Annotated in this window: 11 protein-coding genes; 2 read left to right on the top strand and 9 right to left on the bottom strand. The window is 65.8% G+C overall.

The features are described from left to right. The first annotated feature begins 116 nt into the window (after positions 1–116). Complete coding sequence (locus N1F91_RS08160; protein WP_289991338.1) at positions 117–1067, top strand: helix-turn-helix domain-containing GNAT family N-acetyltransferase; 951 nt, start codon at positions 117–119, stop codon at positions 1065–1067. Here the strand turns inward: N1F91_RS08160 and N1F91_RS08155 are convergent. Continuing rightward, positions 1060–2292 carry an NAD(P)/FAD-dependent oxidoreductase gene (locus tag N1F91_RS08155; RefSeq protein ID WP_289991335.1) on the bottom strand — a complete coding sequence of 411 codons (1233 nt, stop codon included), beginning with the start codon at positions 2290–2292 and terminating at the stop codon, positions 1060–1062. The two genes, N1F91_RS08160 and N1F91_RS08155, sit on opposite strands and share 8 nt — an antisense overlap. Before the next feature lie 145 nt (positions 2293–2437). Between N1F91_RS08155 and N1F91_RS08150 the strand changes: the two genes are divergently transcribed. Beyond that, the gene (locus tag N1F91_RS08150; RefSeq protein ID WP_289991475.1) at positions 2438–3253 is read left to right on the top strand and encodes a lytic murein transglycosylase; all 816 of its coding nucleotides are present in this window, start codon (positions 2438–2440) and stop codon (positions 3251–3253) included. A gap of 66 nt (positions 3254–3319) precedes the next feature. On the opposite strand, the gene pyc is transcribed toward N1F91_RS08150, so the two are convergent. From pyc to N1F91_RS08110, 8 genes are all read right to left on the bottom strand, one after another. Next, the gene (pyc, locus tag N1F91_RS08145) at positions 3320–6781 is read right to left on the bottom strand and encodes a pyruvate carboxylase (RefSeq protein ID WP_289991334.1); all 3462 of its coding nucleotides are present in this window, start codon (positions 6779–6781) and stop codon (positions 3320–3322) included. Between the two features lie 165 nt (positions 6782–6946). After that, positions 6947–8047, bottom strand: coding sequence for a branched-chain amino acid ABC transporter substrate-binding protein (locus N1F91_RS08140; RefSeq protein ID WP_289991333.1), 1101 nt, complete (start codon positions 8045–8047; stop codon positions 6947–6949). A 183-nt stretch (positions 8048–8230) separates the two neighbouring features. Beyond that, a complete protein-coding gene (locus N1F91_RS08135; protein WP_289991332.1) occupies positions 8231–8581 on the bottom strand; it encodes a DUF6867 family protein in 351 nt (116 codons plus the stop codon). Between the two features lie 2 nt (positions 8582–8583). Then, positions 8584–9315 (bottom strand): ABC transporter ATP-binding protein, encoded by a 732-nt coding sequence (locus N1F91_RS08130; protein ID WP_289991331.1) that lies wholly within the window; start codon positions 9313–9315, stop codon positions 8584–8586. Then, a complete protein-coding gene (locus N1F91_RS08125; RefSeq protein ID WP_289991330.1) occupies positions 9312–10322 on the bottom strand; it encodes an ABC transporter ATP-binding protein in 1011 nt (336 codons plus the stop codon). The genes N1F91_RS08130 and N1F91_RS08125 overlap by 4 nt, the downstream gene beginning before the upstream one ends. After that, positions 10322–11773, bottom strand: a complete 1452-nt coding sequence (gene livM, locus N1F91_RS08120; RefSeq protein ID WP_289991329.1) for a high-affinity branched-chain amino acid ABC transporter permease LivM — start codon at positions 11771–11773, stop codon at positions 10322–10324. The genes N1F91_RS08125 and livM overlap by 1 nt, the downstream gene beginning before the upstream one ends. Next, complete coding sequence (locus N1F91_RS08115; protein WP_289991328.1) at positions 11773–12702, bottom strand: branched-chain amino acid ABC transporter permease LivH; 930 nt, start codon at positions 12700–12702, stop codon at positions 11773–11775. Before N1F91_RS08115 ends, livM begins: the two co-directional genes overlap by 1 nt. Before the next feature lie 290 nt (positions 12703–12992). Next, positions 12993–13994, bottom strand: coding sequence for a 4-hydroxyproline epimerase (locus tag N1F91_RS08110; RefSeq protein WP_289991327.1), 1002 nt, complete (start codon positions 13992–13994; stop codon positions 12993–12995). Positions 13995–14022: the final 28 nt, after the last annotated feature.

Here is a 14022-nt window from a genome sequence, read left to right as displayed (position 1 = left end):
AGGCTCCAGGGGAGGGGGACGGCTTCGAACGCCTCACGCGCAAAGTGGTTCCGATCGAGATAGTTGACAAAGTCAAATAAATGGCGCCATTTCGATGCCGGAGTAGAGGGCTGGCCATGATCGACGCAGGGAACGAGACGGGTGTCGCCGGCATCCGCGCGTTCAACCGCTTCTACACCCGCCTGCTTGGCGCTCTGAACGAGGGGTTGCTCCGATCGCCGCACAGCCTGCCGGAGAGCCGGCTGATCTACGAACTGGGCAGCCGCGGGCGCACAACGGCAACGGAACTCGCGGCCGATCTCGGCATGGATCCGGGCTACCTCAGCCGCCTGCTGCGGACGCTGCGCGACGCCGGGCTCGTGGATAGCACCGCCAATCCCGTTGACGGCCGTGCGCAGATCCTTGCGCTCACGCCCCGCGGAGTCGCGGCATTCCGTTCCCTGGACCAGGCTTCGCGCGAGGAGGTGAGTGCGCTGATCGCGCCGCTCGGCGCTCGCGAACGCACAGACGTCCTCAATGCCATGCGGACCATCCGTCGCCTGCTCGATCCGGCCGCGCCGGAACGTCCCGTGGCGGTCCGGCCGTTCCGGATCGGCGAGATCGGTCACATCATTTCCCGGCACGGGACCCTTTATCATGAGGAGCACGGCTGGGACGGAACCTTCGAAGGGTTCGTCGCCGAGATCGCGGGTGCATTCGCCATCAGGCACGACCCGCTGCGCGAAGGGTGCTGGGTCGCGGACCGCGATGGTGAGGTTCTCGGATCGGTCTTCGTCGTGGATGCCGGCGAGGGCATTGCCAAGCTGCGCATGCTCTATGTCGAGCCGGCGGCGCGCGGCCTCGGCGTCGGGCGGAAGCTGGTCGGCCAGGCGATCGGCTTCGCCCGCGAAGCCGGCTATCGCCGGATGACGTTGTGGACGAACGACATCCTGCAGTCGGCGCGGCACATCTACGAAACCGCCGGCTTCCGGCTGGTCGCGGAGGAGCGACACCGCAGCTTCGGACAGGATCTGGTCGGTCAGAACTGGGATCTCGACCTCCGATCCATGGTGGGTACCGTCACCTGAGCGTCGCGATCACGTCGCGGGCGGCGGCCTCGCCCGACAGCCGCGCGCCACCGCAGGTCTGGATCAGCGATCCGGCGAGATGTTCACCGGCAAACCAGATCCTGTCGGCGACGGCGCGCGTCAGAACCTCGCGGGCCCTGGCCTTGCCAGGCCTGGCGGCCGCATAGGCGCCGCGGACCCAGCGCTCCGCACCCCAGTTGGTCATCATGGCGCGGCCGACATGGTTGCGAACGTCATTGCCGAAGATGCCGCAGAGCCGGTCGGTGACGAAGTCGATCCCCGCCGCCTCGCCGGCCACCGACATCTCCCAGGCGAAGTCGCCGCCGACGAAACCGACCATGAGGTCGAGGTCGAAGGGAAAGCACAGGAAGAAGATGTCGTGGCGGGCATGGCGCTCGATCAGGAGGTCGTCGAAGGGGGAGAGGCCGAGCCTCGTGCCCCTGATCTCGACCGGGATCTTGGTCAGCATTCCCATCGGCAGGTCGAAGAAGGCCTCCTCGTATTCCGGCGGCAGGACGGGATCGAAGCGGATCTCCTCATAGGCCAGCACGGCCGGCGAAGCCGTGACGATGGCGGCGCGCGCCCGGACCGTTCCCCGCTCCGTCTCCACGGCCACGCCCGGCACGTCCCAGCGGATCGACCTGACCGGCGTCGACAGCGTGACGGGAACATCCGCGCCGAACCTTGCGACAAGGGCGCCGAAGCCTTCCTTCGTGAAATAGTTCGGGTCGAGGTCGGCCGCAGCGCGGAAATCGGCAATGGAAATCTCGTCGTCGTCCTTGCCGAAGTCCATCGGCCCGGAGAAGGTCGCGGCGGCGCGAACGGCGTGGCCCTTCGCCAGCAGGGATGACAGCCGATCGTCCGCACTGTCGTGGCTCTCGAGAAGCCGTGCAAGCTCGCCGTCCGCCCGCTTCATCGCGGCTTCCTCCTCCTCGGTCGCCTTGCGGCGGCCGTAGTAGAGGTGGTCGACGTTCATGTCGTGGTGGTAGAGGGTCCAGTTCGCAGCCTGTGCTTCCGTCAGGAAGGGATTGCGGTCTGCCGCATGCAGCCAGGCGCAACCGATGTCGAACGGCACGCCGAAATGCTCGCTCGTCGTCCAGGCGCGCCCGCCGATCCTGTCCATCGCCTCCAGCAGGACGACGCTCCTGCCATCCGCCCGCAGAGTCTTCGCGGCAGCCAGGCCCGCCGCGCCGGCGCCGATCACAACTACGTCAACGTCGTTCATTTCCTAACCCCCCGTTAACGCGTCAAAGAATAGTCTCCTTTTTATTCTGGTACTAGTTTCGGCGGATTCGGTTTGGCGCGCACCGGGGCTTTGCCTGCGGATTGGGCGCCATCCCTATGTCGTGAAGATCGTTCTCGAGAAGGAGATGGAATTGATGCCGAAGGGCAAACTGATCGCGTCGGCGCTGCTGGCGATGGTGCTGGGGACCGGTGGCGCTCACGCAGCGCAGTGCGGGAACAATTCGTCGGGCTTCAATGCCTGGAAGCAGTCGATGGCGCAGGAGGCCTCCCGGGCGGGCGTCGGCCAGCGTGGCCTGGCCGCCTTGCAAGGCGCAAGCTACTCGAATGCGACGATTTCGGCCGATCGCAACCAGAAAAGCTTCAAATACTCGCTTGAGAAGTTCATGCAGGTGCGCGGCGCACCGACAATCGTGTCGCGGGGCAAGAAGCTGAAGGCGCAGAACGCGCAGCTCTTCTCGAGCATCGAAGCGCGCTATGGCGTTCCTGCGGGGCCGCTCCTCGCGATCTGGGGCATGGAGACTGCCTTCGGCGGCTTCATGGGCGACACCAACCTGATCTCGGCGACCGCGACGCTCGCCTATGACTGCCGACGCTCGGAATTCTTCACCGGCCATCTGATGGCCGCGCTGCAACTCGTGGACCGCGGCGTCGTGTCGTCCAGTTCGGTCGGCGCCAAGCATGGCGAGCTCGGCCAGACGCAGTTCCTGCCGGGCAGCGTGCTGCGGTATGGCGTGGATGGCGATGGCGACGGCAAGATCGACCTCGTGCGGTCTCGGGCCGACGCGCTGGCGTCCACGGCCAATTTCCTGCGTGCGCATGGCTGGAGGCCGGGTGCCGGCTACCAGCCGGGCCAGGCCAACTACGGCGCCATCCAGGGCTGGAACGCGGCGGGGGTCTACCAGCAGGCCATCGCCATCATGGGCAAGCAGATCGACGGGTGACGCCGCGCCCCGCGAAAGCGGGCCGCTTCATCTGCCGAGGGCCGCCATCGCGCGGCCCTTTCCCGTTCAGGCGGCGTAGACGACGAGCAGGTCCTTGGCGTCGATCTGGTCGCCGGCGTGGACCAGAACCTCGGCAATGGTGCCGTCGCGCTCGGCGTGCAGGGCCGTTTCCATCTTCATGGCCTCGATCGACAGCAGCACGTCGCCGGCCATGACCGACTGACCCGCCGCGACCGCGAGCGTCGAGACGACGCCCGGCATCGGCGCTCCGACATGCGCCTCATTGCCGGGCTCGGCCTTGCGGCGCACCTTGCCGCCGCCTGCGCCATGCGCCCGGTCCGGCACCTTGACGCGGCGCGGCTGGCCGTTCAGTTCGAAGAAGACGGTGACCATGCCCTGCTCGTCCGGCTCGCCGACGGCCAGGCAGCGCACCACCAGCGTCTTGCCGCGCTCGATGTCGATGAAGATCTCGTCCTCCGGCGCCATGCCGTAGAAGTAGACGGGCGTCGGCAGCACGCTGACCGGGCCGTAGGTTTCCTGTGCGGCGGCGAAGTCCGCGAACACCTTCGGGTACATCAGCGAGGACGCGAACTCGAACTCGTCGATCTCGCGGCCGAGTTTTGCCTCCACCTCCTTGCGGATCGCGGGAAGATCGGCGGGCGCCAGCAGCGATCCGGGCCGCACCGTGATCGGGGCGTCGCCCTTCAGCGCCTTCTTCTGGAGCGCTGCGGGCCAGCCCGAGGGCGGTTGGCCGAGATCGCCGCGCAGCATGGAGACGACGGAGTCCGGGAAGGCGATGTCGCGCGCCGGATTCTCCACGTCGGCAACCGTCAGGTCCTGGGAGACCATCATCAGCGCCATGTCGCCGACTACCTTGGAGGAGGGCGTGACCTTGACGATGTCGCCGAACATCAGGTTGACGTCGTGATAGGCCTGCGCCACCTCGTGCCAGCGCGTCTCCAGCCCCAGCGAGCGCGCCTGTTCCTTGAGGTTCGTGAACTGGCCGCCCGGCATCTCGTGCAGGTAGACCTCGGAGGCCGGACCCTTCAGGTCGCTCTCGAAGGCGGCATACTGGTTTCGCACCGCCTCCCAGTAGAAGGAGATCCGGCGGATCCAGGCGGGGTCGAGGCCGGGATCGCGGTCGGTGCCCTTCAGCGCCTCGACGATCGAGCCGAGGCAGGGCTGCGAGGTGTTGCCCGACAGCGCGTCCATGGCGGCATCGATGGCGTCGACGCCGCTCTCGACCGCCGCGAGCACCGTGGCGGCGGCGATGCCGGAGGTGTCGTGGGTGTGGAAGTGGATCGGCAGTCCGGTCGCCTCGCGCAGCGCCTTGAACAGGACGCGGGCGGCAGCCGGCTTGAGCAGCCCGGCCATGTCCTTCACCGCGATGATGTGGGCGCCGGCGGCTTCCAGTTCGCGTGCCAGAGCCACGTAGTACTTCAGGTCGTACTTGGCGCGCGCGGGGTCGAGGATGTCGCCGGTGTAGCAGATCGTCGCCTCGCAGAGCTTGCCCTCGTCGATGACGGCGTCCATGGCGACGCGCATGTTCTCGACCCAGTTCAGGCAGTCGAAGACGCGGAAGAGATCGATGCCGCCGGCGGCCGCCTGGCTGACGAAGTGGCGCACCACGTTGTCGGGATAGTTGGTGTAGCCGACGCCGTTTGCGCCGCGCAGCAGCATCTGCAGCAACAGGTTGGGCGCGCCCTTGCGCACCAGCGCCAGCCGCTCCCACGGGTCCTCGGTGAGGAAGCGCATGGCGACGTCGAAGGTGGCGCCGCCCCAGCATTCGAGCGAGAGAAGCTGCGGCAGGGCGCGGGCATAGGCGCCGGCGACACCGGCGATGTCATGCGTGCGCATGCGGGTGGCGAGCAGCGACTGATGGCCGTCGCGCATGGTGGTGTCGGTCACCAGAACCTGAGGCTGCTCGCGCATCCATCCGGCGAACTTTACCGGGCCGAGTGCGTCGAGGCGCTGCTTCGTGCCGTCCGGCACCTCGCCGCCGACGAAGGGCACGACGGGGGCTGCCGCGTCCGCCTTGGGCTTCGGCCGGCCGCGCGCTTCGGGATGGCCGTTGACGGTGACGTCGGCGAGGTAGTTCAGGAGCTTGGTGGCGCGGTCGCGCCGCTTCACCTGGGTGAAGAGTTCCGGCGTGGTGTCGATGAACCTCGTCGTGTAGCTGTTGTCGCGGAATTTCGGATGCGAAATGATCGCTTCGAGGAAGGTCAGGTTGGTCGCCACGCCGCGGATGCGGAACTCGCGCAGCGCGCGGTCCATGCGGGCGATCGCCTCCTGCGGGGACGGCGCCCAGGCCGTGACCTTCTCCAGCAGCGGATCGTAGAAACGGGTGATGACGGCGCCCGAATAGGCCGTGCCGCCATCGAGGCGGATGCCGAAGCCGGTCGCGCCGCGATAGGCGGTGATGCGGCCATAGTCGGGGATGAAGTTCTGCTCGGGATCCTCGGTCGTGATGCGGCACTGCAGGGCGTGGCCGTTCAGCCAGATCTTCTCCTGCGGGGGCACGCCCGATTCCGGCGTACCGATGGCGTGGCCGTCGAGAATGTGGATCTGCGCCTTGACGATATCGATGCCGGTGACCTGCTCGGTGACGGTGTGCTCGACCTGGATGCGCGGATTGACCTCGATGAAGTAGAACCGGCCGGTGTCGGCATCCATCAGGAACTCGACGGTGCCGGCACCGACATAATCGGTCGCGCGGGCGATCTTCAGCGCGTAGCCGCAAAGCTCGTCGCGCTGGGCGGCGTCGAGATAGGGCGCGGGCGCGCGCTCCACGACCTTCTGGTTGCGGCGCTGGATGGAGCAGTCACGCTCGAAGAGATGGACGACGTTGCCATGCGTGTCGCCCAGCACCTGCACCTCGACGTGGCGGGCGCGCTCGACGAGCTTTTCGAGGTAGACCTCGTCCTTGCCGAAGGCGGCCTTGGCCTCGCGCTTTGCCTCGACGACCTCGCGGGCGAGGTCCGCCTCCGCGCGAATGGCGCGCATGCCGCGCCCGCCGCCGCCCCAGGATGCCTTGAGCATGACCGGATAGCCGATCCCGGCGGCCATGCGGGCGACCTCGGCCATGTCGTCGGGCAGCGGCTCCGTCGCCGGCACCACCGGCACCCCCACCTCCACGGCGAGGTTGCGCGCCGCCACCTTGTTGCCGAGCCGGCGCATCGTGTCGGGCCGCGGGCCGATGAAGACGATGCCCGCCTCGGCGCAGGCCTCGGCGAATTCCGGGCTCTCCGACAGGAGCCCGTAGCCGGGATGAATGGCGTCGGCGCCGGACAGCTTCGCGACCCGGATCACTTCGTCGATCGACAGATAGCTCTCGATCGGACCCATGTCCTTCGCCAGATGCGGTCCACGGCCGATCGGGTAGGATTCGTCCGCCTTGAAGCGGTGCAGCGAGTACTTGTCCTCCTCGGCCCAGATGGCGACGGTCTTGATGCCGAGTTCGTTGGCGGCCCGGAAGATGCGGATCGCAATCTCGGAACGGTTGGCGACGAGGATCTTGGAAATGGGCAAGGTCCGGCTCCGGAACTGGGAGGGATTTGGGGGCAGGGCGTATGATTAGCCTGAAAATGCTGCAGTGCAAACAAAATCGGCACCACCGCGCGGGGCTTGCCGCGCAAGAAAAAAGCCCCGGCGCGTCGCCGCGCCGGGGCCTTCATTCGAGACTTCAATCGGTCCTTACTGGACGAGATAGTCGTACTTGCCGTCCTTCCACTCGTAGAAGACGTAGCCCGGCAGGGTCACGTCGCCCTTGTCGTCGAAGGTCAGCGAGCCGAGAACGGTGTTGAAAGTGCCCTCGTCGAGCGCCTTGACGACCGCGTCGAACTCGACCGAGCCGGCCGTCGAGGCGGCCTGCGCCCAAGCCTGAATGGCTGCGTAGGTGTAGAGCACGTAGCCTTCCGGCTCGACGCCCTTGGCACGGAACTTCTCGACCAGCGGTGCTGCGTCGGGGTTCTTGCGCGGATCCGGCGAGAAGGTCATCAGCGTGCCCTCGCCGGCATCGCCCGTGATCGCCCAATACTCGTCGGTGACGAGCGCGTCACCGGATACGAGCACGGTGTCCATGCCCTGCTCTTTCATCTGGCGGGCCATCAGCCCAGCCTCGGTGTGGTAGCCGCCGACATAGAGCACCCCCACGCCCTCGGACTTCAGCTTGGAGACAAGCGCGGTGTAGTCCTTTTCGCCGGCCGTATAGGCCTCGTACATCGCTGGCTTGCCGCCGGCCGCCTCGTAGGCAGCCATGGTGGCATCGGCGAGGCCCTTGCCATAGGCGGTCTTGTCGTGGACGAAGGCGACCTTCTTTTCGGCGAAATTGTCGACGAGGAACTTGCCCGCCACGTCGCCCTGCTGGTCGTCGCGACCGCAGACGCGCATGATGCCCGGACCCGGACGCTCATCGGTGAACTTCGGGTTGGTCGAGGCCGGCGAAATCTGAACGATACCCTCCTCGGCATAGACGGCCGAGGCCGGTATCGACGAACCCGAGCAGAAGTGGCCGGCCATGAAGACCACGCCGTTCCCCGCCATCTGGTTGGCCACGGCCACCGCCTGCTTCGGATCGCAGGCATCGTCGCCGATCTCGAGCTTCAGCATCTCGCCATTGACGCCGCCCGCTGCATTGATGTCCTCGACGGCCTGTTCGGCGCCGGCCTTCATCTGAGCGCCGAAGGACGCATACTGACCCGTCATCGGACCAGCGGTCGCGATCAGGATGTCCGCATAGGCGGCCGTCGACATAGCGAAGGTCATCGCGACCCCTGCCAAGAGTGCCTTCTTCATGGTAACTCCCTTAAACACCTTAGAATGCTGCTGACCGGCCGTGATGGTGTTCTGGCTCCCGGGTCCGGTCCGTGCGGGTGTTCCCGTTCCCGCTTGCCGACATCAAAGCCCAATTCCGCATCGAAATAAAGGCTTCACGTCGAACTTCGTAAATGGCCGCAAGGCCAGATGTCATTTCTTGGTTCAGCGCCTTTTCCATCCGAAGGCCCCGCTGCGGTCATAGGCGAACCGATACTGCGACGCCATCTGCGAAGACCGCGTCAGACGCATTCCGGCAAAGCCGATGATCAGGAGGACGATCAGGTCGATCATGTAATAGTAGGGCGACAGCAGCGATCCGGAGAAGAGCGCGAAGTGGATGAAGCGCGTCGCGGCGGCCAGAAGCACCATGTAGATCACCAACTGCCAGTTCGGCATCCAGCCCCTCGCCGCTGCGCGACCGGTCATATAGGCAGCGCCGCCAGCCAGGATGACGGTGACGAAGATGAATTCGGATGCGCTGACTTCCCAGAGAAGCGCCAGTTCGTTTTCCATCCTCAGTGCCTCCCGCCTTCGAGGTAAGCCGCGCGCACTTCCTCGCGCTTCAGGAGCTCCGCACCGGTGCCGCTCATGGTGATGTTGCCGTTGACCATGACGTAGCCGCGATGGGCGAGCTTCAGGGCGTGGAAGGCGTTCTGCTCGACCAGGAAGACCGTCAGCCCGTCGGTGCGGTTCAGTTCCTTGATGACCTCGAAGATCTGCTTGACGATCAGCGGGGCAAGGCCAAGCGAAGGCTCGTCGAGAAGCAGGAGCTTAGGACGGCTCATCAGGGCGCGGGCGATCGCCAGCATCTGTTGTTCGCCGCCCGAAAGCGTGCCGCCGCGCTGGTCGGCGCGCTCCTTCAATCGCGGGAAGAGCTCGAAGATGCGCTTCAGGTCGGCGTCGAAATGCTCGGGCGCGACCAGCGAGGCACCCATCTGCAGGTTCTCCATCACGGTCATGCGCGGGAAGATGCGCCGGCCTTCGGGAGACTGCGCGATGCCGAGCCGCATGATGTCGTGCGTGGGCATCGTGGTGATGTCCTTTCCGTCGTAGACGATCCGCCCGCTGCGCGCCTGCGGGCTGCCGCAGACGGTCATCATCAGCGTCGATTTACCGGCGCCGTTGGCGCCGATCAGCGTCACGATCTCGCCGGGATAGACGTCGACATCGACGCCGCGTAGCGCGACAATCTTGCCGTAATAGGTCTCGACGCCGCGGACGCTGAGGAGGGGTTGCCGCTCGGTCATGCCACGCCCCCGTCCTGCCCGGCCGGCTTCCCTGCCGTCGACAGGTCCTTCTTCACCTCGGGAATGTCGATCTCATCCTCGTCCTCGACGCCGAGATAGGCCGCGATGACCTTCGGGTCGTTCTTGACGTGGTCGGCGTCGCCGTCGGCGATCTTCACGCCATAGTCGAGCACCACCACGTGGTCGGAGATTTCCATGACGACGCCCATGTCGTGCTCGATGAGCAGGATCGACGTTCCGTGCTCGGCACGGATGAACTGTAGCAGCGCGTTCAGTTCCTGCGATTCGCGAGGGTTCAGTCCCGCCGCAGGCTCGTCGAGACAAAGCAGATGCGGCTCCGTGCACATGGCGCGGGCGATCTCGAGCCGACGCTGGTCGCCATAGGGGAGGTCGGCGGCCGGGTCGTCGGCGCGGTCGATCAGCCTGGTGCGTTCCAGCCAGTAGACCGCTTTCTCGCGGGCCGCCTTCTCGGCGATCCGATATCGAGGCAGCCCGAGCAGACCCCCGATGGTGAAGACGGACGCCTTCATCAGCACGTTGTGCTGCGCCACCATCAGGTTCTCGAGCACCGTCATGCCGCCAAACAGGCGTATGTTCTGGAAGGTGCGCGCGACCCGCGCATGGTGCGAGATCTCGAAGTCGGGCATGCGCTCCAGAAGGAAGACAGCCCTGTCGCCCATCTGCACCGAGCGCAGGCCGCCGGCGGTGACTTCCTCCACCAGATCCTGCAGCAGGCCGTCACCATGGCGCATCACGGTGCGGCCCTCGGTCGGCTTGTAGAAGCCGGTCACGCAGTTGAACACGGTCGTCTTGCCGGCGCCGTTCGGGCCGATGAGCGCGGTGATGTCGCCGCGCCCGACGTTGAAGGACAGGTCGTTCACCGCGACCAGGCCGCCGAAGCGCATGGTCAGGTGCTCGACCGTGAGGACCGGATTGACGTCCCAGTTGCGGGGTGCGCCCGGCATGGGCGCGGCTGCGGTGGCAGCGCTCTGGCTTGCGGAAACCATCAGTGACCTTCACCCTGTGCGACCATGTCGGCGCCGATGCGCTTCTTTTCCTTGAGCACGGCCGTGGGCTCGCGCGTCGAGACCAGCCCGCGAGGCTTCCAGACCATGATCAGCACCATGGCGACGCCGAAGATCAGCATGCGGTACTGCGTCGGTTCGAAGCCGGGCCCGAAGACTTGGGACAGGAAGCCGAGGTTGCGCAGCATCTCGATGCCGCCGATCATCACAACCGACGCGATCACCACGCCGATCTGCGAGCCGAGCCCGCCGAGGACCACGATCGCCAGGATGATCGCCGATTCCAGGAAGGTGAAGCTTTCCGGCGAAATGAAGCCCTGCCGGGTTGCGAAGAAGGAGCCGGCGAGACCGCCGAACATCGCTCCCAGCGCGAAGGCCGTGAGCTTGGTGTTGGTGGTGTTGATGCCGAGCGAGCGACAGGCGATCTCGTCCTCGCGCAGCGCCTCCCAGGCGCGGCCGACCGGCATCTTGCGCAGGCGCAGCGTCACCAGATTGGTGACGATCGCGAGGACGAAGATGATATAGTAGAGGAAGATGAAGCGGTGGATGTTGTCGAAGGGGATGCCGAAGAAATCGGCGAACCCGCCTTCGCCGCGCTTGAATTCCAGCCCGAACAGCGTCGGTTTCGGTATGCCCGAGATGCCGTCGGGGCCGCCGGTGAACTCGTACCAGTTCAGGAGCACGACGCGGATGATCTCGCCGAAGGCGAGCGTCACGATCGCGAGGTAGTCGCCGCGCAGGCGCAGCACGGGGAAGCCAAGGATGATGCCCCAGAAGGCGGCGAGCAGGCCGGCAAGCGGCAGCGCCATCCAGAAACCGATATCGAAATACTGCGCCAGCAGGGCGAAGGAGTAGGCGCCGACCGCATAGAAGGCTACGTAGCCGAGATCGAGCAGGCCCGCGAGCCCGACGACGATGTTCAGGCCCCATCCGAGCATGATGTATGTCATGATCAGAATGGCGAGGTCGATGTACTGTCGGCTCTGGCCCGGGAAGAAGCTGGTGAAGAAGAAGGGGAGCACCAGCGCGAAGGCGAAGAGCGCCCGGCCGAGCCATTTGCCAAGGCCCCCGCCTGCGCCAACGCCCTTGAAGGTCGACCCCATGCGCTGCGTCAGCGGCTTCGTCGTGCGAAACACGAAGATATTGAGCAGCAACCGGGCCACGAAGATGATCGCGACGGCGATGAAGAGCAGGCCCCAGCGGAATTCCAGCGCCAGACCGCCCGGCGCGAAGTCGGAGCGCACGCCGAGGAAGAAGAAGCCGAGCACGAAGGTGAGCGCCGCCGCCATGGCGGCATCGCGCACGGAGTTCGCCATCGAATTGGGATCGTTGGCGGGCGCCACGACGGGCGCGTTGCCTCGCTCCTCCAGGCTGCGCTGCGCGCCTTCCGGGCGTATCGAGGAGGTTGGTGCGGCGGGCGTTTCGGCGGCCATCAGACCTTCTCCACTTCCGGCTTGCCGAGCAGCCCTGAGGGCAGGAAGATCAGCACAATGGCGAGGATCGAGAAGGCGGCGACGTCCTTGTACTCGATGGTGAAGTAGCCCGACCAGAAGACCTCGATCAGGCCGATCAGCAGGCCGCCGAGCATGGCACCGGGCAACGAGCCGATGCCGCCGAGAACGGCCGCGGTGAAGGCCTTAACCCCCGCGAGGAAGCCGATGTAGAAGTCGATGACACCGTAAAGCAGCAGGAACATCAGGCCGGCGACGGAGGCGAGCGCGGCGCCCATCACGAAGGTGAGCGAGATCGTGCGATCGACGTTGACGCCGAGCAGCGCGGCCATCTTGCGGTCCTGCTCGCAGGCCCGCTGCGCGCGACCGAGAGGGGTGCGGTTGATCAGGAGCGTGAAGCCGATCATCAGGACGAGCGTCGTCACGATGATGATCATCTGCATGTAGGAGAGCTGGACGGCGATCGGTCCGTTTTCGGTGACGCCCTCCATGATGGTGACGCCACCCTGGATTTGCGGAGGGATCGGCTTGTTACGTGCACCCTGGGTAACCTGGACGAAGTTCTGCAGAACGATCGACATGCCGATGGCGGTGATGAGCGGCGCCAGCCGGAACGAGCCGCGCAGCGGCCTGTAGGCCAGCCGCTCCACGGTCCAGCCCCAGGCAGAGGTGAACAGCATCGCCACGATCAGCACGATCAGCAGGATCACCGGCAGGAAGACGAAGCCGAAAACGGTTGTCAGGATCAGGAAGGTCGCCAGCGCGATGAACGAGCCGACCATGAAGATGTCGCCATGGGCGAAGTTGATCATGCCGATGATGCCGTACACCATCGTGTATCCGATCGCGATCAGACCATAGATCGACCCCAGCGTCAGCCCGTTGATAAGCTGCTGGACGAAATATTCCATCGTCTCTCTGGCTCCCCTGGCGCTTGGCTTCGTGGCCTGCGCCTTGTTGATGTTCCCCTTAGTCCTAGCCCCATGAAACGCGATTGCAACGGGAATTTCACCCGCCTGCCTTTGCGTCCTTCACGGCTGGACCAGCGCGGAACCTATCACTGGCCTATCGCAATGTCCTTTCCTATAATCGCCGGTAACGATGGAAGGACAGGATATAATGCGACGAAAGGGGCGATCGTTCGAAGATTCTTGCGGACGTGATCGGGATTGTGGCGGTTGCATGACGAAGCGCCGGAGCATCACGCCACCACGAATCCGCGGGCGAAGGGATCGCGGTCGTCGATGAAGATGGTGTTGTAGCCGGTCATCCGCGCCCAGCCGCCGACGGAGGGGATGATCGCCCTGCCGCCCGCGAGATCGAGCTCGCCTTCCACGCGTCCCTTGAACAGCGAGCCGATGATCGACTCGTGGACGAAGTCGTCGCCGACCTTGAGCCTGCCCTTGGCGTGGAGCTGCGCCATGCGCGCCGACGTGCCGGTGCCGCAGGGGGAACGATCGATCGCCTTGTCACCGTAGAAGACGGCGTTGCGGGCATGTGCGCCCTCCACGGTCGGCTTCCCCGTCCACAGGATGTGCGACAGGCCGCGGATCGACGGATTGTCCGGGTGCTCGAAGACGTAGGCCTCGTTCAACCGCCGGCGCAGCACCGGGCTCCAGCCGATCAGCTGTCCGGCCGAATGGTCGGCCATGTCGCGGTAATTCGCCTGCGGCTCGACGATGGCATAGAAGTTTCCGCCATAGGCCACGTCCACCGTCAGCGTCCCGAGGTCCGGGCACTCGACCGTCAGTGCCGTGGAATGCAGGAAGGACGGGACGTTGGTGATGCGGACCTCCTCCACATACGCGCCGTCCTGACGGTACTCGGCGATGACGAGCCCGGCTGGCGTGTCGAGGCGGAGCACGCCCGGGGTCTTCGGCCGCACGAGGCCGTGCTCGATCGCCATCGTCACCGTGCCGATGGTGCCATGCCCGCACATCGGCAGGCAGCCGGAGGTCTCGATGAACAGGATGCCGATGTCGCAATCCTCGCGCGTCGGCGGATAGAGAATGGAGCCCGACATCATGTCGTGGCCGCGCGGCTCGAACATCAGGCCGGTGCGGATCCAGTCGAACTCCGCCAGGAAATGCGCGCGCCGCTCCATCATGGTGGAACCGCTGAGCAACGGCCCCCCGCCTGCGACGAGGCGAACCGGGTTGCCGCAGGTGTGGCCGTCGATGCAGTGGAAGGAATGGCGCGCCATGGCGGGACTCGCAGAGGTTCGGTTGCGG

This window comes from Aquibium sp. ELW1220 (assembly GCF_030398385.1).
Lineage (GTDB): Bacteria > Pseudomonadota > Alphaproteobacteria > Rhizobiales > Rhizobiaceae > Aquibium.
Note: the sequence above shows the minus strand (reverse complement) of the source record. Positions and strands in the feature narration are given on the sequence as shown.

What these genes read in the sequence shown, in the direction of transcription:
- N1F91_RS08160 (WP_289991338.1), top strand. Translation starts at nt 117, where the DNA reads ATGATCGACGCAGGGAACGAGACGGGTGTCGCCGGCATCCGCGCGTTC.
- N1F91_RS08155 (WP_289991335.1), bottom strand. Translation starts at nt 2,292, where the DNA reads ATGAACGACGTTGACGTAGTTGTGATCGGCGCCGGCGCGGCGGGCCTG.
- N1F91_RS08150 (WP_289991475.1), top strand. Translation starts at nt 2,438, where the DNA reads ATGGAATTGATGCCGAAGGGCAAACTGATCGCGTCGGCGCTGCTGGCG.
- N1F91_RS08140 (WP_289991333.1), bottom strand. Translation starts at nt 8,047, where the DNA reads ATGAAGAAGGCACTCTTGGCAGGGGTCGCGATGACCTTCGCTATGTCG.
- N1F91_RS08135 (WP_289991332.1), bottom strand. Translation starts at nt 8,581, where the DNA reads ATGGAAAACGAACTGGCGCTTCTCTGGGAAGTCAGCGCATCCGAATTC.
- N1F91_RS08130 (WP_289991331.1), bottom strand. Translation starts at nt 9,315, where the DNA reads ATGACCGAGCGGCAACCCCTCCTCAGCGTCCGCGGCGTCGAGACCTAT.
- N1F91_RS08125 (WP_289991330.1), bottom strand. Translation starts at nt 10,322, where the DNA reads ATGGTTTCCGCAAGCCAGAGCGCTGCCACCGCAGCCGCGCCCATGCCG.
- livM (WP_289991329.1), bottom strand. Translation starts at nt 11,773, where the DNA reads ATGGCCGCCGAAACGCCCGCCGCACCAACCTCCTCGATACGCCCGGAA.
- N1F91_RS08115 (WP_289991328.1), bottom strand. Translation starts at nt 12,702, where the DNA reads ATGGAATATTTCGTCCAGCAGCTTATCAACGGGCTGACGCTGGGGTCG.
- N1F91_RS08110 (WP_289991327.1), bottom strand. Translation starts at nt 13,994, where the DNA reads ATGGCGCGCCATTCCTTCCACTGCATCGACGGCCACACCTGCGGCAAC.